16 protein-coding genes, 1 tRNA gene and 3 rRNA genes are annotated in these 21,652 nt (G+C 58.4%); 7 read left to right on the forward strand and 13 right to left on the reverse strand.

Annotated features, from left to right (window positions below):
* Positions 1 to 443: 443 nt before the first annotated feature.
* Genes MRS60_RS00050 through dcm form a run of 3 tightly spaced genes read right to left on the reverse strand, consistent with a single transcriptional unit; the run spans position 444 to position 3,185 of the window.
* Entirely contained in the window at positions 444 to 1,412 is a 969-nt protein-coding gene (locus MRS60_RS00050; protein WP_243565034.1) for a hypothetical protein, read from the reverse strand.
* 38 nt (positions 1,413 to 1,450) lie between these two features.
* The gene (locus MRS60_RS00055; RefSeq protein ID WP_243565035.1) at positions 1,451 to 1,915 is read right to left on the reverse strand and encodes a very short patch repair endonuclease; all 465 of its coding nucleotides are present in this window, start codon (positions 1,913 to 1,915) and stop codon (positions 1,451 to 1,453) included.
* Positions 1,916 to 1,919: 4 nt separating this feature from the next.
* Entirely contained in the window at positions 1,920 to 3,185 is a 1,266-nt protein-coding gene (gene dcm / locus MRS60_RS00060; RefSeq protein ID WP_049004744.1) for a DNA (cytosine-5-)-methyltransferase, read from the reverse strand.
* Between the two features lie 608 nt (positions 3,186 to 3,793).
* On the opposite strand from dcm, the gene MRS60_RS00065 reads away from it, so the two are divergent.
* The gene (locus MRS60_RS00065; protein ID WP_243565036.1) at positions 3,794 to 4,126 is read left to right on the forward strand and encodes a hypothetical protein; all 333 of its coding nucleotides are present in this window, start codon (positions 3,794 to 3,796) and stop codon (positions 4,124 to 4,126) included.
* A 242-nt stretch (positions 4,127 to 4,368) separates the two neighbouring features.
* Here MRS60_RS00065 and rrf read toward each other — a convergent pair.
* From rrf to MRS60_RS00090, 5 genes are all read right to left on the reverse strand, one after another.
* Positions 4,369 to 4,481 (reverse strand): 5S ribosomal RNA (rrf, locus tag MRS60_RS00070).
* 226 nt (positions 4,482 to 4,707) lie between these two features.
* A 23S ribosomal RNA gene (locus MRS60_RS00075) occupies positions 4,708 to 7,585 on the reverse strand.
* 379 nt (positions 7,586 to 7,964) lie between these two features.
* A 16S ribosomal RNA gene (locus tag MRS60_RS00080) occupies positions 7,965 to 9,495 on the reverse strand.
* The 16S, 23S and 5S rRNA genes sit together here, the layout of an rRNA operon.
* A 572-nt stretch (positions 9,496 to 10,067) precedes the next feature.
* Complete coding sequence (locus tag MRS60_RS00085; protein ID WP_243565037.1) at positions 10,068 to 10,598, reverse strand: cytochrome b; 531 nt, start codon at positions 10,596 to 10,598, stop codon at positions 10,068 to 10,070.
* Positions 10,598 to 11,686, reverse strand: coding sequence for a catalase family peroxidase (locus MRS60_RS00090; protein WP_243565038.1), 1,089 nt, complete (start codon positions 11,684 to 11,686; stop codon positions 10,598 to 10,600). The genes MRS60_RS00085 and MRS60_RS00090 overlap by 1 nt, the downstream gene beginning before the upstream one ends.
* A 157-nt stretch (positions 11,687 to 11,843) precedes the next feature.
* Between MRS60_RS00090 and MRS60_RS00095 the strand changes: the two genes are divergently transcribed.
* Both MRS60_RS00095 and MRS60_RS00100 read left to right on the forward strand, forming a co-directional pair.
* The gene (locus MRS60_RS00095; protein WP_105390329.1) at positions 11,844 to 12,365 is read left to right on the forward strand and encodes a sigma-70 family RNA polymerase sigma factor; all 522 of its coding nucleotides are present in this window, start codon (positions 11,844 to 11,846) and stop codon (positions 12,363 to 12,365) included.
* A complete protein-coding gene (locus MRS60_RS00100; protein ID WP_243565039.1) occupies positions 12,362 to 13,120 on the forward strand; it encodes an anti-sigma factor family protein in 759 nt (252 codons plus the stop codon). Before MRS60_RS00095 ends, MRS60_RS00100 begins: the two co-directional genes overlap by 4 nt.
* Positions 13,121 to 13,934: 814 nt before the next feature.
* Here MRS60_RS00100 and MRS60_RS00105 read toward each other — a convergent pair.
* Positions 13,935 to 14,261: a hypothetical protein gene (locus tag MRS60_RS00105; RefSeq protein WP_243565040.1), complete on the reverse strand. Its 327-nt coding sequence runs from the start codon at positions 14,259 to 14,261 to the stop codon at positions 13,935 to 13,937.
* Positions 14,242 to 14,499 (reverse strand): hypothetical protein, encoded by a 258-nt coding sequence (locus MRS60_RS00110; RefSeq protein WP_243565041.1) that lies wholly within the window; start codon positions 14,497 to 14,499, stop codon positions 14,242 to 14,244. Before MRS60_RS00110 ends, MRS60_RS00105 begins: the two co-directional genes overlap by 20 nt.
* Positions 14,500 to 15,066: 567 nt before the next feature.
* On the opposite strand from MRS60_RS00110, the gene MRS60_RS00115 reads away from it, so the two are divergent.
* Positions 15,067 to 15,143 (forward strand) — tRNA-Val (locus tag MRS60_RS00115).
* 319 nt (positions 15,144 to 15,462) lie between these two features.
* Positions 15,463 to 15,978, forward strand: coding sequence for a DUF2628 domain-containing protein (locus MRS60_RS00120; RefSeq protein ID WP_034183767.1), 516 nt, complete (start codon positions 15,463 to 15,465; stop codon positions 15,976 to 15,978).
* A 115-nt stretch (positions 15,979 to 16,093) separates the two neighbouring features.
* On the opposite strand, the gene MRS60_RS00125 is transcribed toward MRS60_RS00120, so the two are convergent.
* Entirely contained in the window at positions 16,094 to 16,975 is an 882-nt protein-coding gene (locus MRS60_RS00125; RefSeq protein ID WP_243565042.1) for a sigma-70 family RNA polymerase sigma factor, read from the reverse strand.
* A complete protein-coding gene (locus tag MRS60_RS00130; protein ID WP_034183769.1) occupies positions 16,975 to 17,451 on the reverse strand; it encodes a carboxymuconolactone decarboxylase family protein in 477 nt (158 codons plus the stop codon). The genes MRS60_RS00125 and MRS60_RS00130 overlap by 1 nt, the downstream gene beginning before the upstream one ends.
* Before the next feature lie 551 nt (positions 17,452 to 18,002).
* Here MRS60_RS00130 and egtB point away from each other — a divergent pair.
* Together egtB and egtD are read left to right on the forward strand one after the other, a co-directional pair.
* Positions 18,003 to 19,235: an ergothioneine biosynthesis protein EgtB gene (gene egtB / locus MRS60_RS00135; protein WP_243565043.1), complete on the forward strand. Its 1,233-nt coding sequence runs from the start codon at positions 18,003 to 18,005 to the stop codon at positions 19,233 to 19,235.
* Positions 19,219 to 20,232: an L-histidine N(alpha)-methyltransferase gene (egtD, locus tag MRS60_RS00140; protein WP_217590088.1), complete on the forward strand. Its 1,014-nt coding sequence runs from the start codon at positions 19,219 to 19,221 to the stop codon at positions 20,230 to 20,232. Before egtB ends, egtD begins: the two co-directional genes overlap by 17 nt.
* Positions 20,233 to 20,513: 281 nt before the next feature.
* Here the strand turns inward: egtD and MRS60_RS00145 are convergent, their stop codons facing one another.
* Positions 20,514 to 21,566, reverse strand: coding sequence for an RNA-guided endonuclease InsQ/TnpB family protein (locus MRS60_RS00145; RefSeq protein WP_243565044.1), 1,053 nt, complete (start codon positions 21,564 to 21,566; stop codon positions 20,514 to 20,516).
* Between the last annotated feature and the right edge of the window lie 86 nt (positions 21,567 to 21,652).

Here is a 21,652-nt window from a genome sequence, read left to right on the forward strand (position 1 = left end):
AGTTGCTTGAAAAGCACTCTCCGCCACTATCCCCTGCACCGGTCGCGAGGCCACTCGGCCGGAAACCCTCAATCTCACAACTATGGGCGGTGGCACGGTTGGTGCGATCGCCGGCGCCACAATCGGTGTCGGGATGGTACTTGCCAGTACGGAACTCGCTGTAGTCTCCACTAGACCCATCTTCCTGATCAAAACATGCCGTGCCCGGATCGTCATCTTCAAAGAGGCCAATCATCTGGTCAGTCAAGGTGGAGAGAAGTTATTACACGCGACAGCTCATTGACTCAAGCATCTAGTCGACACAGCTAGGGTGCCGTTTGCCCTTGCTGGCATCCCCCCACACCAAACGCCTGTTTACGATCAATGATCAATTGCGCGGGTGCTCCAGAGAAGTCATCGAAATCGATCGATTCTCCGCCACAATTAAATCAGACGATTATTCTTCAATACGCCTCCGATACGCCCAAACCTCTTGCCTCAAGGCACTTATCAACAAATGAACGGAGCTCTTCCGGTTGAGATATTTCAACAAACCGCCCCAATGAAATGCTGCGTGATTTATTCGGTCTCTCTCCTCGATATCCGGTTCCCTCGATATTATTCAAGTGATTATTATCTTTGTGAAAACTCGACGCATCACACACAAACCACTTTTGATCGCCGCCATCCAGAAATGCAACAGGTGATAAATTTTTATCATTGGATTTCTTCAAGAGAAGATAAACAACCAAAACATTGCATTTATCGAGAAATTGATAAACATCAGCCATCCCACCGTTCACACCAATCTCACCATTCTTCGCAGGATACTTGAATTTATAATCAAATGCGACGAGGGAATTTTTATACAACAACAAACCATCAATGTCCCAAATCCATTTAAAAGGCGAAAAGAAATTTGCGTATAGCCGCTGAATTGAAAAAGTACGAAGAACATCCTCATCGCGCAGGTATTTGATAGCCATTTGCAGACGCTGTGGATCACGTTCTTGTGGTCCTGCAGCATTTTCCATCAACCTGCATTTAAGACGATTCCGCACGCGCGAAATCGAGTCTCCTCCAACGTGGCGAGAAACATAGCCTTCGCCATCAAAGAATATCCAATGAAAATCAGGGATGACCTTCTGCAGCCGTTTAGCAAGGGCATGCTCAATCGGCTCTTCCGTCCGTAAGCTCACAGGATCGATACAAGAAACCGCCGAAACACCATATCCGTCATCCTTCGATCGATGAAACCACCATCCCACCGATGACAACGCGCTTCCGAAGGCAGGACGCACTAGCCGCTTCTCAGTAAACGCCTCCGCAGCATTTCCCTCAATTGTCGTGTGCTTATCAGAAAACAGAAGGCTGCCAAAGTGTTCGTCCGTCTTAGGCACTCCGGTTAAGCGAACCGAATTGATAAGTTCCATGTCTGTGTTTTCCCCGCATATATCCATGGAAGCGTGATCTATGGACTTATTCCTTGCCCTCGCACTTCCAGCCGTTGTTCTTCGTGTTGCAACCAAATTACCAATCGATTGACGATTGTGTCGAATTCTAGCTTTTCCCGCCCTTTGAGCGCGCACTCCCAAACTACTGCAACACGCCAACCCATCGCGAGAAGCATCCCGTGCACTTTCTCATCATTTTGCTTATTTTTCTGGATTTTCTGTGACCAAAATTCGGTGCGAGTTCGTGGCCACTTAAACAACGCGCAATCGTGACCATGCCAGAAACACCCGTGCACAAGAATGACTGCATGATAGCGCGGAAGGACAATATCCGGCTTTCCTGGTAATTCACTTACATGCAGCCGAAATCGATACCCCTTCCGGTGCAAAAGACTGCGCACCAGAATTTCTGGCTTAGTATTGCGGCCCCGTATACCGGACATCATCCGGCTACGGGTTGCAGCATCGACCGTGTCCACCATGCAATCAACTAAAAAGAGAAGGCTGTGTGATGCCTGTACGATCTTGTTCGATTATCGATCGGATATGTGGAACCATGATTCTGGCAACTTCCCGCATGACTGGCATAACCACACTATTTCCGTACTGGCGATACGCCTGCGTATCGCTTACAGGAATTCTAAATGCATCAGGGAATCCCATTAAGCGAGCGCATTCTCGCGGGGTTAGACGACGTGGACGTTTATTTTTCCCTTGCCAAACAAGTATTTCTGAACCGTCTTTGTGATAGCGAGCCGACAGCGTACGCGTAACGCTGTCTGGATACGCAAGACCGAAACCAAAACCATTGCCTGCAGCGCGATGCTTTTCCGCATAGGCCTGCAGATACTCCCAAAGCTTAGGTGTTAGTGTATATTTGGACTGCACGGCCTGCCTTTCGTGATCGAAAAAGCGATCACCGTCCCATGGCAAGACAGGTTCGCTACCATCAGTCTTATGCAAAATAGAGCTAAGTCGCGGCCCCTCAGTAGGCAACTTCAAGTCATCCCATGAAAAATCAGTTTTCTCACGGAAACCAACAATAATAATTCGCTCTCGATGCTGAGGAGTGAAATGCTGACCGTCAATAATACGATAATGCACATCGTATTTAAGCTCATCCCGCAGCGTCTGAAGGATAACGTCGAACGTATTTCCTTTATCATGAGACAGCAGATTTTTTACATTTTCCAGCAAAAACGCCTTTGGCCGCTTTGCGGCAATAATTCGAGCCACATCAAAGAAAAGGGTTCCTTGCGTCGTGCATTCAAATCCATGCGGCCGTCCAAGCGAATTTTTTTTACTCACTCCAGCGATACTAAATGGCTGACACGGAAATCCGCCAAGCAGCACATCGTGAGCAGGTACGTCTTCAGCAGAGAATGGGACGATGTCGCCGATAAAGGGATGATTTTCGCCAAAATTCTCGATATATGTTTTCTTCGAGAAATCGTTCCACTCACTTGTAAAAACACATTCGCCGCCGTGAGACTCAAAGCCAAGACGAATGCCGCCAATACCTGCAAACAGATCGATGAATCGAAAACTGTTATCCTCGCTCCCAGTTGTTCCCTGAATTGGCTGTTGCAGCATGTCGCGCAGCGCATGTTCCAGCATGGCGGGGCACGGCGTCTCGCCCTTTTCCCAACGTCTTACGGTCTTGGCGTCCTTGCCAATGTACTCGGCAATTTCGCGTTGCGTGTATCTGGTGCGTGCCTGCTTAAGCAGTTCGAGAGGTTGGGCGTATGTCATGCTCATGTTCGCTGGGAAATTTTGCGGACATTATGACCCATGCATCTCCCGAGATCTAGGGTTTTCTACGCGTTTGATCCTTCCGCGTGGAACGAGCAATCAGGCTCACGGTAGCGTGCTGCTACTGGTTGCGCAGGTCCGCGTGGAGCGATGACAGCAATTGAATTCGCAGCCGAACGAACTGCGTTGAGACTCCGACTGAACTCTCGTTGGCGTACTCTCGGAGGTCCTGCGCAAAGTATCCAGACTTGTATCGAAGAGTCGTACCGCTGCTGCCCTGTGCTCTTTCAGCGGCGCTCGTGTGATGCGTTGATTCCGACGCTCGCACACAAATTGATCGAACATTCCGATTCAACAACGATACGCAATCCTCCTTGTCACTCGTCGACGATTTCGCCAACCGCAACCACCGCTCCTCACGGTTCGACAGCACAAAATTCGAGATGGCCGATACACCCTATACCGTTCGGCTAGTTTGCACGTATTGGCCTCATCAAGCGCCTTTCTTCGCTTAAACTCGAACTGCCTCACCGCAAAAAGCGCGGGCCGCATGGGCTGCCACCCATACGACCCGCTGACCACAACCAACTCAATACAGGAGTCGGAAGATGGCTAACGCCTATAGTAAGTCACGTCCCAAGAAGCTCAAACAGCATCCAACGGTTGAGCTGACCCTCGGCAACAAGCCTGACCTTCCCCAGGATGGTCAACCGTACATGCCATGGATGCGCGCCATCGACGCGCATTTCGAGATGTTCGGATTCAAGCCGGGTGATCGCGTCTATCTTCGGTTCAACTTTGATTCCCGAAGGGTCATCATCACGCCCGACTACAGCGCGCTGAACTGGCGAGAGCAGCCCTATGGTGCAGCTGCCCAAGAAGAGGACAAGGAGCTGGAATACGCAGCACTGGCCCCTTTGCGTCGCTCCGTTGTCTGGTAATGGCTCGGCGTGAAGTATCTCGGCACACGCCTTGATGCAAATGGTCCGCAGCGGGGCTGCGAGTAACTTCAACAATCGTCACAACAGACGAAAAGTTGCGTTCCGTCCTCTCCGCATCCGATGGCATTACAAGCCTCAGTGCGCGCAGCACGACATGCAGCCCTGCCGGATACTCCACGTACATTTCCTCGGCTCAAATGCAAAAACCCCCGCCTTTTGGGCGGGGGTTTCTGGCTTAGGGAGCCTGACGATTACCTACTTTCACACGGGAATCCGCACTATCATCGGCGTAGAGTCGTTTCACGGTCCTGTTCGGGATGGGAAGGGGTGGGACCGACTCGCTATGGTCATCAGGCAAAGAGGGTTGTCGCGTTGCTTCGCAGCGCGACCAATCGGGAAGAAGCAGTAATTGAGGTTGTGTGTATCACACACGAGAATCCAACTTGTCTCGTCTTGCTACGCAGGTCACCGGTACTTCAACCGGCGCGCCGCATCGATCAGCTTCGCTGCTCGACGCTCTGCGTGGGATGCTCGTAAGTGCTGAAGCACTAACGATCATCGACACAAGGCAGACTTGTTATAGGATCAAGCCTTACGGGCAATTAGTATCAGTTAGCTGAACGCATTACTGCGCTTACACACCTGACCTATCAACGTCCTGGTCTCGAACGACCCTTCAAGGGGATCTAGTCCCCAGGGATATCTCATCTTAAGGCGAGTTTCCCGCTTAGATGCTTTCAGCGGTTATCTCTTCCGAACATAGCTACCCGGCGATGCCACTGGCGTGACAACCGGTACACCAGAGGTTCGTCCACTCCGGTCCTCTCGTACTAGGAGCAGCCCCCTTCAAATATCCAACGCCCACGGCAGATAGGGACCAAACTGTCTCACGACGTTTTAAACCCAGCTCACGTACCTCTTTAAATGGCGAACAGCCATACCCTTGGGACCGGCTACAGCCCCAGGATGAGATGAGCCGACATCGAGGTGCCAAACACCGCCGTCGATATGAACTCTTGGGCGGTATCAGCCTGTTATCCCCAGAGTACCTTTTATCCGTTGAGCGATGGCCCTTCCATACAGAACCACCGGATCACTATGACCTGCTTTCGCACCTGCTCGACTTGTCGGTCTCGCAGTTAAGCACGCTTATGCCATTGCACTATCAGCACGATTTCCGACCGTACCTAGCGTACCTTCGTACTCCTCCGTTACGCTTTGGGAGGAGACCGCCCCAGTCAAACTGCCTACCATGCACTGTCCCCGACCCGGATCACGGGCCAAGGTTAGAACCTCAAACAAACCAGGGTGGTATTTCAAGGACGGCTCCACCGAAACTAGCGTTCCGGTTTCATAGCCTCCCACCTATCCTACACAGATCGGTTCAAAGTCCAATGCAAAGCTACAGTAAAGGTTCATGGGGTCTTTCCGTCTAGCCGCGGGTAGATTGCATCATCACAAACACTTCAACTTCGCTGAGTCTCGGGAGGAGACAGTGTGGCCATCGTTACGCCATTCGTGCAGGTCGGAACTTACCCGACAAGGAATTTCGCTACCTTAGGACCGTTATAGTTACGGCCGCCGTTTACCGGGACTTCAATCAAGAGCTTGCACCCCATCATTTAATCTTCCGGCACCGGGCAGGCGTCACACCCTATACGTCCACTTTCGTGTTTGCAGAGTGCTGTGTTTTTATTAAACAGTCGCAGCCACCAGTTTATTGCAACCCCTTCACCCTCCTGGCGCAGGCCAGTCAAGCTACAAGGGCGTACCTTATCCCGAAGTTACGGTACCAATTTGCCGAGTTCCTTCTCCCGAGTTCTCTCAAGCGCCTTAGAATACTCATCTCGCCCACCTGTGTCGGTTTGCGGTACGGTCATCGTTAGACTGAAGCTTAGAGGCTTTTCTTGGAACCACTTCCAATTGCTTCGCTCCCTAAGGAGCTCGCGCCGCACCCTTGAATTACGCGCCCGGATTTGCCTAAGCGCCTTCTCCAATGCAGCGACCGGGACTTCCAACACCCGGACAACCTTCCGCGATCCGTCCCCCCATCGCATCTAACAATGGTGCAGGAATATTGACCTGCTTCCCATCAGCTACGCATTTCTGCCTCGCCTTAGGGGCCGACTCACCCTACGCCGATGAACGTTGCGTAGGAAACCTTGGGCTTACGGCGAGGGGGCCTTTCACCCCCCTTTATCGCTACTCATGTCAGCATTCGCACTTCCGATACCTCCAGCACGCTTTTCAACGCACCTTCGCAGGCTTACGGAACGCTCTCCTACCATGCGTGCAAAGCACGCATCCGCAGCTTCGGTATATAGCTTAGCCCCGTTACATCTTCCGCGCAGGACGACTCGATCAGTGAGCTATTACGCTTTCTTTAAAGGGTGGCTGCTTCTAAGCCAACCTCCTGACTGTTTTAGCCTTCCCACTTCGTTTCCCACTTAGCTATATTTGGGGACCTTAGCTGGCGGTCTGGGTTGTTTCCTCTTGACACCGGACGTTAGCACCCGATGTCTGTCTCCCGTGATTGCACTCTTCGGTATTCGGAGTTTGCTATGGCGGGGTAATCTGCAATAGACCCCCCAACCATGACAGTGCTCTACCCCGAAGGTGAGACACGAGGCACTACCTAAATAGTTTTCGGAGAGAACCAGCTATTTCCAAGTTTGTTTAGCCTTTCACCCCTATCCACAGCTCATCCCCTAACTTTTCAACGTTAGTGGGTTCGGACCTCCAGTACGTGTTACCGCACCTTCATCCCGCCATGGATAGATCACTTGGTTTCGGGTCTACGCCCAGCAACTGAACGCCCTATTCGGACTCGCTTTCGCTACGCCTGCCCTATACGGTTAAGCTTGCTACTGAACGTAAGTCGCTGACCCATTATACAAAAGGTACGCCGTCACCCCTTACGAGGCTCCGACTGTTTGTATGCATGCGGTTTCAGGATCTATTTCACTCCTCCCGGGGTTCTTTTCGCCTTTCCCTCACGGTACTGGTTCACTATCGGTCGATCACGAGTATTTAGCCTTGGAGGATGGTCCCCCCATCTTCAGACAGGATTTCACGTGTCCCGCCCTACTTGTCGCACACCTAGTTCTTTCATACTGTTTTCGCCTACAGGGCTATCACCTGCTATGGCCGCACTTTCCAGAGCGTTCGGCTAACAATACAAATAAAGAGTGCAAGGCTCATCCCATTTCGCTCGCCACTACTTTGGGAATCTCGGTTGATTTCTTTTCCTGCGGTTACTTAGATGTTTCAGTTCACCGCGTTCGCTTCACTGGACCTATGTATTCAGTCCAGGATGACCCAAAAGGGCCGGGTTTCCCCATTCGGACATCTACGGATCAAAGCTCGTTTGCCAGCTCCCCGTAGCTTTTCGCAGGCTACCGCGTCCTTCATCGCCTGTGATCGCCAAGGCATCCACCACATGCACTTGTTCGCTTGACCCTATAACGAGTCTGTCTCGTTACAGGTTGAGTTCTCGCGTTGTGCCGTATTCCAATTGAGTCAAACATAGAGTTCGAATCATCTTGAGATACATCGATACAATCACAACCCGGATAACTTTCACGTCCATCTCAAGACGCTTCCGCTATCCAAATTACTTACTTCTTCCAGATTGTTAAAGAACGACAGCCGATACTTTCGTACCGCTCTGACTGGCTCAATCGCCAATGAAAAAGACTCGAATCGAACTTGATTCGAATATTTATCATTGAAGATTGTTGAAAGCGGCCGGCATCATAACCGGTTTAACCGCAGACAGCTAGTCTGTCTTAATCAACAGCCGATAAGCGTGAGCGCTCAACTTTGCGAGAAGCTCTGGAAAGGAGGTGATCCAGCCGCCCCTTCCGATACGGCTACCTTGTTACGACTTCACCCCAGTCATGAATCCTACCGTGGTGACCGTCCTCCTTGCGGTTAGACTAGCCACTTCTGGTAAAACCCACTCCCATGGTGTGACGGGCGGTGTGTACAAGACCCGGGAACGTATTCACCGCGGCATGCTGATCCGCGATTACTAGCGATTCCAGCTTCATGCACTCGAGTTGCAGAGTGCAATCCGGACTACGATCGGTTTTCTGGGATTAGCTCCCCCTCGCGGGTTGGCAACCCTCTGTTCCGACCATTGTATGACGTGTGAAGCCCTACCCATAAGGGCCATGAGGACTTGACGTCATCCCCACCTTCCTCCGGTTTGTCACCGGCAGTCTCCTTAGAGTGCTCTTGCGTAGCAACTAAGGACAAGGGTTGCGCTCGTTGCGGGACTTAACCCAACATCTCACGACACGAGCTGACGACAGCCATGCAGCACCTGTGCGCCGGTTCTCTTTCGAGCACTCCCGCCTCTCAGCAGGATTCCGACCATGTCAAGGGTAGGTAAGGTTTTTCGCGTTGCATCGAATTAATCCACATCATCCACCGCTTGTGCGGGTCCCCGTCAATTCCTTTGAGTTTTAATCTTGCGACCGTACTCCCGTGCGGTCAACTTCACGCGTTAGCTACGTTACTAAGGAAATGAATCCCCAACAACTAGTTGACATCGTTTAGGCGTGGACTACCAGGGTATCTAATCCTGTTTGCTCCCCACGCTTTCGTGCATGAGCGTCAGTATTGGCCCAGGGGGCTGCCTTCGCCATCGGTATTCCTCCACATCTCTACGCATTTCACTGCTACACGTGGAATTCTACCCCCCTCTGCCATACTCTAGCCTGCCAGTCACCAATGCAGTTCCCAGGTTGAGCCCGGGGATTTCACATCGGTCTTAGCAAACCGCCTGCGCACGCTTTACGCCCAGTAATTCCGATTAACGCTCGCACCCTACGTATTACCGCGGCTGCTGGCACGTAGTTAGCCGGTGCTTATTCTTCCGGTACCGTCATCCCCCGGCTATATTAGAACCAAGGATTTCTTTCCGGACAAAAGTGCTTTACAACCCGAAGGCCTTCTTCACACACGCGGCATTGCTGGATCAGGCTTTCGCCCATTGTCCAAAATTCCCCACTGCTGCCTCCCGTAGGAGTCTGGGCCGTGTCTCAGTCCCAGTGTGGCTGGTCGTCCTCTCAGACCAGCTACTGATCGTCGCCTTGGTAGGCCTTTACCCCACCAACTAGCTAATCAGCCATCGGCCAACCCTATAGCGCGAGGCCCGAAGGTCCCCCGCTTTCATCCGTAGATCGTATGCGGTATTAATCCGGCTTTCGCCGGGCTATCCCCCACTACAGGACATGTTCCGATGTATTACTCACCCGTTCGCCACTCGCCACCAGGTGCAAGCACCCGTGCTGCCGTTCGACTTGCATGTGTAAGGCATGCCGCCAGCGTTCAATCTGAGCCAGGATCAAACTCTTCAGTTTAAACCTGTTACTGTTTTCGGTTCTTTCGAACCGGTCGCTCACTCAAAGCTGACAGGTATATGAATCACTTCATAAACCTGACTTACTTTAGTGTGAGACTCTTGATACTTTCGCTTTCTGATCCGAAGATCAGCTCGCTTCCATCAAGCGCCCACACTTATCGGCTGTTAATTTTTAAAGAGCATTCTGCGAGAAACGTCGTGTTTCTCAGCAGTGCTGCGTTTTCAGCAGCAGAGAAGCGAGATTATTAACCGTTTTTTAAAACTCGTCAATAACTTTTTTAACTACTTCGTTACGACGACTGCGGTTTAATTTCGTGTGCGCCAAGGTCGCTATAACCGACCTCAACAGCACCGCTTCCCTTCTTCCCCCGCGCCGTGTTTCCGTTAGCGCGAAAGAGGCGAGATTCTAAGCACCTGCCCCGATCTCCGCAACCCCCTTTGTGAAATATTTTTGACATGCAGTGCCGGGGGCCGCTGAGCCTCCCTGGCGGTCATATATAAGCGACACGGCAGGAGTCGCCTCGGTCGCCCGTGAACAGTCCCGCCGTATCGAACCCAACCCTCCGTCGCTCACCGCCCCACCATCGCCCTCACCACGCCATCCCTACGAATCAACCCGTGATACAGGGCGGCCGCGAAGTGCGCGAGGAACGTAGCGAAGAACAGGTAAGCCAGCACCCGATGCGCGACCCTGAGCCACGCAAACGTCACGGGATCAGCCGAAACCAGAGCCGGCAACTGCACCCCACCGCCCAGCGTCACCGGATACCCGCCCGCCGAAAGCATCGCCCACCCGATCAGCGGCATCGCGATCATCAGCGCATAGAGCACGAGATGCGACCCATGCGCGGCAACCTTCTGCCACCAAGGCAGATCCTCGGGCAACGCCGGCGGCTTCGACAAAAACCGCACCACGATCCGCACACAAACCAGCACCAGCACGGCGACACCCAGCGGCTTGTGAATCGCCACCAGAACCGCATGCCGCTCGGAGACGGACGAAACCATCCCCACCCCGATGAACAGCATCGCGACGATCATCGCGGCCATCACCCAATGCAGCACCCTCGCCGGCAGACTAAACGTCGTAGAAATCTTCATCACCGCCCCTCCGAACTCAACTTGGCCACCCCCGCCACGCCAGCCTCTTCACTGGTCCGCCGCAGATACGAATCCGCATAAGCCGCCGAGCGCGCCGCCAGCAACGGATCCCCCGACACCTGAATCCCCTGCGGCAGCACCGTCGGGTCGTAATTCACGTCGCGGCACGGCCCGCTGTCCTGCGCCTCCACGCGATCGAGCACGAGCGTGCCCGCATCGATCGTCGTCCGCTGCGCGGGCCAGACCTTCGTCGCGTCGTCCACCGGATCGCCGGGCTCCGCCAGGGTGACCAGCAGCTTCCACTTCTGCGCACCCGCAGCAATGCGCTGCGTCACGTCCTGCTGCAACACGTTCGGATCCGCGGCCGTCGCGACGTCCCCGGCGCCGGCCGTCTGCTCCGGCACGACGCGCCACCGTACCGCCTGCCGCTTGCCCGCCGCGTCGACGAAGTAAAACGCGTTCAGCCCGTAATAACTCTCGGTGACGTAACTCGCGCTCGGTTTCGCACCCTTCACCCACTGCAGGAACGCGGCCGTCTCCGGATGCGCGCCGAAAAACGCCTTCGCCTTCGCCGGATCGGGCTTGCCCGTCTTCGGATCGGGCCGGGTCGCCACCGTCAGCTGATAAAACACCTGCGGCGTCGCCACCGGAAACACGGGCATCGCGTTCATCCCGGTTCGCCATTGCTCGCCATCAGGCGCGGTGAGCTTCAGCGCGAGGCTGCGGATCGGCACGCTGCTGTCGGGCGCATACGGATTCCCGCCCGGCAGCGCGAAGCGCCCGACCACCGGCGTGCGCACCGCCTTGAAGAACGGCGCGACCGAATACGCGCTCGCGGCCCCGTTACCTTCGAAGTAACCGGTCACGCACACGCCCTTCGCGTGATTGCGCCGGTAGCCCGGATGGATGCCGCTGTTGGTCTGCAGCGCGTCGACGAGCCGCTGCGGGGTCAGGCGCGCCGGCGCGAGCCACCCGCCGGCATACCCGAACGCGACGGCCACGCCGGCCACCGCGCCGCCGATCACGGCCCAGCGCCACCACCCACGCCCGGGCTCGCGCTGCGGCGAAGAAGAGGAAGATTGCTTCATGGATGCACTCCCGATCGTCAGATCATTGTCGAACCCGCGTAGGACGCCACCCGCACCGCTTTATTCCACGAAAAATTTTTTCCTATGCTTGATGGAATAATCGACGCGGACCGACGTCATACGCGGCATCTCGACCCTTTCGGCAACCGGCCCGGCCATGCCCTCCACCGCCCTCGACGACGACGCGTTGCGCGAACTCCTCCCCAGGCTGCGACGCTTCGCGCTCTGGCTGGCGCGCGACGTCCACGCGGCCGACGATCTCGTCCAGTCGACGCTCGAGCGCGCGCTGTCGCGCTGGACGAGCCGCCGCGACGACGCGTCGCTGCGCAGCTGGCTCTTCACGATCCTTTACCGGCAGTTTCTCGACGGCAAACGCAGCGCGAAGCGCTACGCGTGGCTGCTCGGCCGCATCCGCGATGACGACGAAGCACACTGGCCATCCGCCGAACGCGAATTCGCGGCGCGCGCGACGCTCGAGGCGTTCGGCCGGCTCTCCGACGAGCAGCGCAGCCTGCTGCTGCTCGTCGCGGTCGAGGGCTTCACCTATCAGGAAGTCGCCGACCTGCTCGACGTGCCGATCGGCACCGTGATGTCGCGGCTCTCCCGCGCGCGCCAGGCGCTGCGCCAGCTCAGCGACGGCGAGCTTCCCGCTCCTTCTCTCCGCTTGATGAAGAAATGAACACGCCTCCGAACGAACACGACCTTCAGGCCTATGTCGACGGCCAGCTCGACGACGATGCGCGCGCCGCGGTCGAGCGTTATCTCGCGCTGCATCCGGAGCGTGCGGAACAGGTGAAGCGATGGCAGCAGGATGCGCAGCGGTTGAGGGCGGCGCTGGAGAGCGTGCGGATGCCGGCGGACAACCCCGCGCTCGATCCGGCGGCGATTCGCGCACGGCGCGCGGAACGCACGCGGATGCGGTTTGCGATGGCGGCTTCGTTCGTGTTCTGCGTCGGGCTGGGAACGTTCGGCGGGTGGCAGGCGCGCGGGTGGAACGCGGCGCCGGCTGTCGCGCCGATGAGCGATGCGGTCGAGGCCTACAAGATGATGGTGGTCGATCAGACGGCGAAGGTGGATTACCGGCCGACGGGTGCGGGCGATTTGCAGGGGTGGCTCACCCGGCGCGTCGGGGCTTCGGCACGGCTGCCGGATTTGAGCGCGGCGGGGTTCAGGCCGGTCGGCGGACGGTTGTTCACGACGGACAGTGGAGGCACGGCTGCGATGGTGCTCTATGAGGACGGTGCCGGGCGAACGCTGAGCTTCTATCTCCGGCCGGCGGAATCGGCACATCGGCTGCTGCCGGCCGGGCAACGCGTGGATGGTGCGTTGCTCGCGCGGTATGGGTCGGCGAACGGGCTCAACTATGCGGTGGTCGGGCCGGCTGGGAGTCTTGGGGAGAAGGCGGTCGTGCAGGCGCTCGATCAGCAGACTTGAGTGGTACGATGCGCGCCGCAGTGGGGGCCTCGACGATCGCCAGCGCCTCTAATGACGCGGCTTGGCTGGCTTGAGCGTGCTCACGTTCACCGCTCGAATGCACAGCGTTTCGAGTGACTTTGCTGGTTGGTTGTCCACATCGGAACCGCGCCGGCGCCCTCACCCTTAAAATCATCGGGTTTCGAGTCGTCGTGAAGCGGGATCTCCACATCGATCGTGACGATGCCGCGGACTGTCTTCGATCGAATCGCTCACCCTTGGTCGGCACAGAATTTCGGGTTGTTTTGGGGCTTCGATATCCACAACCCTTCCGGTGAAACGAATGCCTGCGCCGGGTTCGATTGCTCTCACCAATTGAATGCACAGGGTTTCGAGTTCGTTGGCTCCTGGATATCCACAACGCATTCAACCTTGGGGCGTCGCCCGCGAATTCTCCACGTCATCCGATCGATTCGGGCAAAAAGCCCGCCAAACAAGGCATTCGGTGTGATCCTCCTTGTCGAAAACAAGACGCTCACCCATCCAATGCACAGAGATTCGACTGGATTGGCGTGCGGGTTGTCCACATACCGCCTACCGACAGCGGCAAGAACGGCGATGGACTTTCAGCGCTCGATTACGTCTTGGAAAACAACGCGATCGACAGTCATTCGAGTTCGCCGGAATCCGCGCCCAGCTTACGATCCGAACTCACGCTCACCAGCCGGGCGCACAGCGTTCCGAATCGTTTCGCGCGCCGGTTATCCACAACCGAAGGCTGAGCACGTTCGCGTCACGAGCACATCATCGGTATTGCCGCGATATGAGCATCGCATCAATGCTGTTCGATGACGTATTGCTCCGGACTGCGCCACGCAATCGAACGGTACCCACGTCGCACGATACCGATCTCGCGGTAATACTCGACGAGCGCTTGCGGGCTCCAGTCGCGGCCCGCGGAAAACAATGCGTCGAGATCGACAAGCGCGGCAACGAGCGAGCGGCGATCGTCATCGTCCACGATCGCGCGTTCCCAGCGATCGGAATGTCGAGCGAAGCCCAGCCGCACCAGCACCTCGACGACGGCTGCCACATCCGTCACGACAACAGCGACATCGCCGGCAATATCCATCACAAGCGCCTCATTGACGGGTGTCTTCATCGATCGCCTCGCCCAGAGTGAGCCATCCGACGATCTCCGCGATGTCTTCGCCGGACAGCCCGCCGACGCGATCGACAAACACGTTGAATCGCTCGCCTTTGTAGCGGCAACACAGCACTTCGGCTTCGGGGATCGACACGCGTTGCTCGAACACGATGTCGCCCGGGTGTTGCTGCAACCGGTGTACGACGGCATCGATATCGAGCGCGTCGAGTCGGATCAACGAAAAATCGGTCATGTGCCGTGAGCCTGTGCGCCAGGCCCTCGTATCCTGAATGCCGGCGATTCTACAGATACAGCGGTTCGCGCATCATCCGATGCGCGTCACAGCTTGCCGCTTCGTCTATCCGTTCACCGCACGCAGTGCATATCCTGCGCGGATCACAGTCGGCGGACTGTGCTTATCCAAAGGTGTTAACAGGGTTCGTATATATACGTAGTGATAGTTAACAAGCCCTGTGCCTCACAGTGGATAACCTCCGTAACGCACTGAATTTTCAACACGAAGCAGGATGCATAACCATGGGCGTGTCACGTGAACAGCTCCGCGGAGCACAGAACAACTTTTTCGTCGATTCACAGCCGCGGCGACATATCCTCAATCGTTCCACTGTGAATCCAGAGGCTTGCAGGACGGTTATCCAGAGGGGCGTGTGGATAACCTCGCGGCGCCGACGCGTTTCGCTGTGACACCAGACATCAGGCACGCGCAGCAACCAGCAAGACCACACGCCTCTCGATTCAAAAAATTTTCACGACGGGGCTTGTGCTCTGCGAAAACCGTCTCTATAATTCGCGGCTTCTTAGGCTCGTAGCTCAGTTGGTTAGAGCACCACCTTGACATGGTGGGGGTCGTTGGTTCGAATCCAATCGAGCCTACCAACGAACAAAATGAAGGGGTCGGCAGCGCGAATTGCCTACAGGCAATCCGGCTCGCCAAACAGACAAACGCCACGCGGCAACTTCGCGTGGCGTTTGTCTTTTTCCGGCCGAAACAACGCATGTTGCCCCCGATGCGTTGCACGCGATTCACGGCATCGCATCCTCATCGGCATCCCGACCCGCGATACACACCGAGTAGAATCGTGTGCGCATCGAAGCGCGCTGCACCGCAAGCCGCCCGATTTCCGGCGCATCCAAACCGCACCCAAACCGCATCAAAACAACAACGCACGATTCGCGCGACTGAGAGCAAACGACCATGTCCGAGGTCACGACCACCGCATCGTCTGCGAGCAACGACGAAATCGCCGCTTACGTCGGCAAGAAAGCCGCGTGGTTCGAGCGAAAGTGGGAGATCGCCGCATCGCGCAAGAACCGGCAGTCCTGGAACTGGGCAGCCTGTTTCCTGGGCCCGGTCTGGATGGCGTATCGCTGCATGTACTGGCAGGCGGCCGCCGTGCTGGGCGTCACGCTCGGCATCACGTTGGTCGAGTTGCTGTACTTCCCGAAATACTTCGAATCAAGCACGCTCGATCCGGTCACCATCGGGATCGCAGTTGCGCTCGGCTGGTGCGGGAACGGCATCTACAGGACGCACGTCGAACGCAACATCGAAAAGCTGCGCCCGAACGCGACGTCGAACCAATCGTTTCTCGCGCTGCTGGAGGCGCAAGGCGGCACGAACTGGCTTGCGGCGACCGGGTTCGCCATCGCGACGCCGCTGCTCGGTTTACTGATGGTCATGATCCACAACGTCGTGGTCGCGACGCAGTAACAGCGACAACCGACGATCGGCAAAGCAGGGCGGAGAAGCAGGAAGAGGCGGGCGAAAAGCGGGCGGAGGGCAACATCGCACACGTGCACGACACGCGACGCCCCCCGCGCCGCACTCAATGCAAATGCTTCAACTTGTCAGGATTCCGCACGACATAGATCGCGACGATCTTCCCGTCCTCGATCTCGAGCGCCGTCGTCTGCAGCTCACCATCCGATTCCAGCGTAACGAAACCCGGCAACCCGTTGATGAACCCGGCCCGCACGAGCTTCGACGCATGCGTGGCGAACAGCCCGGCCAGGTATTCGTGCACCTTCATCACGTGCTCGAAGCCGAACACCGGCTTGCCCGCAGCCGAGCGCTTGCCGCCGCCGTCCGAATGCAGGCTCACGTCCTCGGCGAGCATCGCGCCGAGCGCGCGCATGTCGCCGCTGCGCGATGCCGCGAAGAACGCCTCGGCCAGCTCGATCCCGCGCTGCTTCTCGACATGAAACCGCGGCCGCGCCTCGCGCACGTGCGTGCGGGCCCGCGCGGCGAGCTGCCGGCATGCGGCCGGGTCGCGCTGGATCGTCGTCGCAACTTCATCGAACTCGAGGCCGAACACGTCGTGCAGCAGGAACGCCGCACGTTCGAGCGGCGAGAGCCGTTCGAGCGCGAGCAGCAGCGGCAGCGTGACGTCTTCCTGTTCGTCTTCCTCGACGACCGGCTCGGGCAGCCACGGGCCGATATAGGTCTCGCGCTGGTGCCGCGCGGACTTCAGCTGGTCGAGGCACATGCGCATCACCATGCGGCGCAGGAACGCCTCGGGCACGCGCACCTCGGTACGGTCGACGTCCATCCAGCGGATGAACGCCTCCTGCACCATGTCCTCGGCATCCGCGACGGAACCGAGCATCCGGTACGCGACGCGAATCAGCGTGCGGCGCAGCGGGTCGAAGCTCGCGGCCGCGTCGGCCCGTTCTTCGGCGCTGCCCCTGGCCGGATCGAGGTTCGTCATCAGGCCACCATCTTCGCGGCAGCGGCCTTCGCGTCGGCCGGCTCGATCCACAGCCCGAAGCCGACAGCGAGCCGGTTCCAGCCGTTGATCACGTTGATCATCAGCGTGAGTTTCACCTGTTCCTCCTGGCTGAAGTGGTCGTTCAGCGCCGCATAGGCGGCTTCGTGCGCGGCGTGGCCCTCTGACAGCCGCGTGAGCGCTTCGGTCCAGCCGAGCGCCGCGCGTTCGCGGTCGGTGTAGCAGGGCGCCTCGCGCCACGCGGACAGCAGGTAGATGCGCTGCTCGGTCTCGCCTTGCTCGCGCGCCTCGGCGGTGTGCATGTTAATGCAGTTCGCGCACGCGTTGATCTGCGATGCGCGGATCTTGACCAGCTCGATCAGCGTCGGCTCGAGGCTCCCGGCGGCGGCGACCGACACGGTCATCCAGTTCTTCATCAGCGCGGGCGCGGCGGCAAACGGATTGAGTTTCGCAGTCATGGTTCCTTCTCCTTTCGTGTGGGTTCCGGTGATATGACGAGCGAGCCCCCCGCGTGTGTGACATCGACGCAAAAAATTTTTCTGAAGCGCGCGGGAACGCGGGTCAGCAGGGTGCCGACGACCACGAACGACAGAACGACGTGACGGCGTTTGTCAGACGAGAACCCCACGCGTCACCGAGCCGTCACGATCGCCGCGCGGATGTCATGGGTCGTCAGTAGCCGCAACCGCCGGCATGCGCGTTGCGCTGCCTCGCAACGCAGGGCTCCAGCACGCATCGACGGTCTGTCACGCATGCGACACGCTCACGGCCAATGCTTTCATTTTTCTTTCGATCACGTTTCATCCGCATCCCGATTCGCAGCATTCACATTTCTAGACCATACTGTTCTGCACGGGCAGATGAAGTGAAGCCGCATCTGCGGCCCGGCGCGCGCGCCGGCTGCCCGACGACGCAGCAGCAGGTCGCACGTCAGCCGCGCGCATCACGCGCAAGGCTTTCCCTTTTCCGGCAACGCAACGCAGCGAATCGCGACGTGAACGGTAAACCGATGAGCCTCCTTGCATCACAGCTTCAGCGCCGTTTCCAGGACGTGCGCGCCCATAGTGTCGCGTTGACCGCGACGCTGTCCGCCGAAGACCAGGCCGTGCAGTCGATGCCCGACGCGAGCCCGACGAAATGGCACCTCGCGCATACGACCTGGTTCTTCGAGACCGTCGTGCTGATGCGCCGCGTGCCCGGCTACGCGCCGTTCAACGACGCATTCCAGTTCCTCTTCAATTCCTATTACGAAGCGCTCGGCCCGCGCCATCCGCGGCCTCAGCGCGGGCTGCTCACGCGGCCGTCGCTCGACGAGGTGCACGCGTACCGGCAGCACATCGACGAAGCGATGCTGCGCGCGCTGGCCGGTGCCGATCCGGCGCTGCTCGAGGTGATCGCGCCCGAGGTCGAGCTCGGCCTGCATCACGAGCAGCAGCACCAGGAGCTGATCGTCACGGACATGCTGCATGCGTTCTCGTGCAACCCGCTGAAGCCGGCGTTCCGGCCACGCAACGGGGCCGACCGAATCGACGGTGATGCGATGGCCGCAGGCGATGCCGGCGCGCAGCACTGGCTGCACCAGCCGGGCGGGCTCGTCGAGATCGGCTACGACGGCGATGCGTTCTCGTTCGACAACGAACGGCCGCGCCATACGGCGCTCATACGGCCATACGAGATCGCGAACCGCCTCGTGACGAATGCGGAATTCGCGGCGTTCGTCGCCGACGGCGGCTACACACGCCCAGAATTCTGGCTGTCCGACGGCTGGGCCACGGTGCAGCGGGAAGGGTGGCAAGGCCCTGCGTACTGGATGCCCGACGACGACGATGCGGCCGCCACGCGCGTGCGCCGCACGTTCGGCCTGCACGGCGTCGAACCGCTCGCGCCCGATGCACCGGTGTGTCACGTGAGCTTCTACGAAGCGGCCGCGTATGCGGAATGGGCCGGCGCGCGGCTGCCGACCGAGTTCGAATGGGAAGCCGCGTTCGCCGCGGACGGCATCAGGCAGATGCTCGGGCACGTGTGGCAGTGGACGCGCTCGTCCTACGAGCCGTATCCGGGCTTTCGACCGCTCGCGGGTGTCGCGGCCGAATACAACGGCAAGTTCATGGTCGGCCAGCAGGTCCTGCGCGGCAGCAGCATCGCGACGCCGCCCGGGCACGAACGGCCGACGTACCGCAATTTCTTTCCGCCGGCCGCGCGCTGGCAATTCATGGGGGTGCGACTTGCGCGAGACGTCTGACCTCACGGCCAAGAGCGGTGGCCAGCAACCCGCCCGCGATTCGCGGCCGAGCGCGTTCGAGCGCGACCTGATCGACGGACTGTCGCGCACGCCGCGCAACATTCCGCCGAAATACTTCTACGATGCGGCTGGCTCAGCGCTGTTCGACCGCATCTGCGAGCTGCCCGAGTACTACCCGACACGCACCGAGCTCGGCATCCTGCGCGATCGCGCGGCGGAGATCGTGCGGCGCGTCGGCCCGCATGCGGACATCGTCGAATTCGGCGCGGGCTCGCTCGAGAAGATCCGCGTGCTGCTCGACGCGTTCGCGGGCAACTACGCGAACGCGCCGGCGCGCTACGTGCCGGTCGACATCTCGGCCGACTACCTGCACGGCGCGGCCGCGCGGCTGCGGTCGGCCTATCCGTGGCTCGACGTCGCGCCGATTGCGGCCGACTACACGAAGGCCGAGCAACTCGCCGAGCTGACCGAGACGCCGCGGCGGCGCATCGGCTTCTTTCCCGGCTCGACGATCGGCAACTTCTCGCCGGAAGAGGCCGACGCGTTCCTGCGCGATGCCGCGCGACTGCTGCGCGGCGGCGGCTTGCTGGTCGGCGCCGATCTCGTGAAGGACGAGCGCACGCTGCATCACGCGTACAACGACGCGCAGGGCGTGACCGCGCAGTTCAACCTGAACCTGCTCGCGCGCGCGAACGCAGAGCTCGGCGCGGACTTCGATCTCGATGCGTTCTCGCATTGCGCGTTCTACGATCGCGAACGGCAGCGCATCGAGATGCATCTGGTCAGCGACCTCGCGCAGACGGTGCACGTGCGCGGCCATGCGTTCCGCTTCGAGGCCGGCGAGCGCATCCACACGGAGAACTCGCACAAGTTCACGATCGACGGCTTCCATGCGATCGCGCGCCGCGCAGGATTCGAGCCCGATACCGTGTGGACCGACGCGGACAACCTGTTCAGCGTGCACTGGCTGCGCAGCGTCGACGATATCCGCGCGTAACGCGCGCTCCGGCGAACCGCCCGCGCACGGTGCGGGCGGTTCGTATTCCGGGCACGCCGAGCACGCCGGCGCGCTCCGATCGTCCGGTTTCGTACCGAAAATCCCCTTCTTGCCGGCTCGATGCGCCGTTGCAACGGTGCTTCGAATGCCGCCTCTCCCTTGTCCGACAAGGCTTTGCGCGTGCCGGTAAACGTCCGTTACGGGACTCGCATACCCGTTTCACCTGTGTCGGTGCGCGTTGCCTAGACTCCGAACCGTATTCACTTGACGTCTTCCCCCGCTTAAAGGTGGAGGATTCCCACACTTGGCGATGCACGTCCGCATCGGAGAATGTTCAACGCAGCGTTGGTATCTCGATCATGCAAGACACCACATACACTGCAGGTCCACTCTCTTATTCGCAGCCCCGCGATACCTTTCGGCCGCGTCGTGCTGTCTTTCGACCCGCACGACGAACAGGACTGGGTAGAACCGCTTTCGTCCACTTCCTCGAACGTGACCCCGTGCGCTATCGCTTTGTAACGAAGCTTGTTTCGGAAGGACGACCAGGATACGTCGTGAACGCTCTTCGCCATCCTGGTTCTGGCGAGTTTCGCGGCCGACACGTTGCCGACTGCGATGTAATCGAAGCGTCGCACCAAGGCGAGCGCGAGCTTGTGCTGGAAATCGGCGCGGGTATTTGCCACCTTCGCATGCAGCTTCGCGATTTGGCGCTTGTGTTTTCGCGCCCGTTGGGTTTTCGCGAGCTTCTCGGCCGCGCGCTGGCTGAACCGGTCGTTGGGCACCTTCTCGCCCGTCGAAAGTGTGGCGAAGTCTTTCAGGCCGAGGTCGATACCGACACCGGAAAGGATCGGGCGAACCTGAACATCAGGCATCTCAATCACGATGTTGAGGAACCAGTTGCCGCGCGTATCCCGCGCAAAGTTAGTGCCGTCTTTGATCTTCCCTTCCGGGAGCGGCCGGCTGTTGAACACACGGAAGGTATTGCCGGCAAAGCGAAACGCGTCGCCCTCACGCTTCAGGTCGCGACCCATGAGCGGCACCCAGCCAAGGGATTTCCTGCCGCGATAGCGCAGGTAAGGCCGTCGATGCTGGCTGCGCGACTTCGCGTACTGCTCACACGTTGCGTTGATCGTGCCGGAGTGGATGCCGAGTTCCTTGCTGCTGCCTGTGGTCAATACATTCAAATCGAATCCCGTTGGCCACTTCTTGTTCCACCTGAGCGCGTGTTTCTGCGTGTCGTTGCAGAAATTCCAGACGTAGTTCACCGCACGGCTCTGTTTGTTAAGCAGTCCGTTAAGCGACTTCACGCGGTATCGGTAGACAGTAATCATGCTGGTCACTTTAACGTTGGAATGCCGTCTGTCAACGGCACTCCTTTCTTCTCCGCCATAAACGGTGGGGTTTCTCGGAGCAACTG

Source organism: Burkholderia pyrrocinia (assembly GCF_022809715.1).
In the GTDB taxonomy this organism is placed as follows: Bacteria; Pseudomonadota; Gammaproteobacteria; order Burkholderiales; family Burkholderiaceae; genus Burkholderia; species Burkholderia pyrrocinia_C.

What these genes read in the sequence shown, in the direction of transcription:
- MRS60_RS00090 (WP_243565038.1), bottom strand. Translation starts at nt 11,686, where the DNA reads ATGAAGCAATCTTCCTCTTCTTCGCCGCAGCGCGAGCCCGGGCGTGGG.
- MRS60_RS00110 (WP_243565041.1), bottom strand. Translation starts at nt 14,499, where the DNA reads ATGACCGATTTTTCGTTGATCCGACTCGACGCGCTCGATATCGATGCC.
- MRS60_RS00095 (WP_105390329.1), top strand. Translation starts at nt 11,844, where the DNA reads ATGCCCTCCACCGCCCTCGACGACGACGCGTTGCGCGAACTCCTCCCC.
- MRS60_RS00065 (WP_243565036.1), top strand. Translation starts at nt 3,794, where the DNA reads ATGGCTAACGCCTATAGTAAGTCACGTCCCAAGAAGCTCAAACAGCAT.
- MRS60_RS00100 (WP_243565039.1), top strand. Translation starts at nt 12,362, where the DNA reads ATGAACACGCCTCCGAACGAACACGACCTTCAGGCCTATGTCGACGGC.
- dcm (WP_049004744.1), bottom strand. Translation starts at nt 3,185, where the DNA reads ATGACATACGCCCAACCTCTCGAACTGCTTAAGCAGGCACGCACCAGA.
- MRS60_RS00105 (WP_243565040.1), bottom strand. Translation starts at nt 14,261, where the DNA reads ATGAAGACACCCGTCAATGAGGCGCTTGTGATGGATATTGCCGGCGAT.
- MRS60_RS00120 (WP_034183767.1), top strand. Translation starts at nt 15,463, where the DNA reads ATGTCCGAGGTCACGACCACCGCATCGTCTGCGAGCAACGACGAAATC.
- MRS60_RS00145 (WP_243565044.1), bottom strand. Translation starts at nt 21,566, where the DNA reads ATGATTACTGTCTACCGATACCGCGTGAAGTCGCTTAACGGACTGCTT.
- MRS60_RS00085 (WP_243565037.1), bottom strand. Translation starts at nt 10,598, where the DNA reads ATGAAGATTTCTACGACGTTTAGTCTGCCGGCGAGGGTGCTGCATTGG.
- MRS60_RS00055 (WP_243565035.1), bottom strand. Translation starts at nt 1,915, where the DNA reads ATGGTGGACACGGTCGATGCTGCAACCCGTAGCCGGATGATGTCCGGT.
- MRS60_RS00050 (WP_243565034.1), bottom strand. Translation starts at nt 1,412, where the DNA reads ATGGAACTTATCAATTCGGTTCGCTTAACCGGAGTGCCTAAGACGGAC.
- MRS60_RS00125 (WP_243565042.1), bottom strand. Translation starts at nt 16,975, where the DNA reads ATGACGAACCTCGATCCGGCCAGGGGCAGCGCCGAAGAACGGGCCGAC.
- egtB (WP_243565043.1), top strand. Translation starts at nt 18,003, where the DNA reads ATGAGCCTCCTTGCATCACAGCTTCAGCGCCGTTTCCAGGACGTGCGC.
- MRS60_RS00130 (WP_034183769.1), bottom strand. Translation starts at nt 17,451, where the DNA reads ATGACTGCGAAACTCAATCCGTTTGCCGCCGCGCCCGCGCTGATGAAG.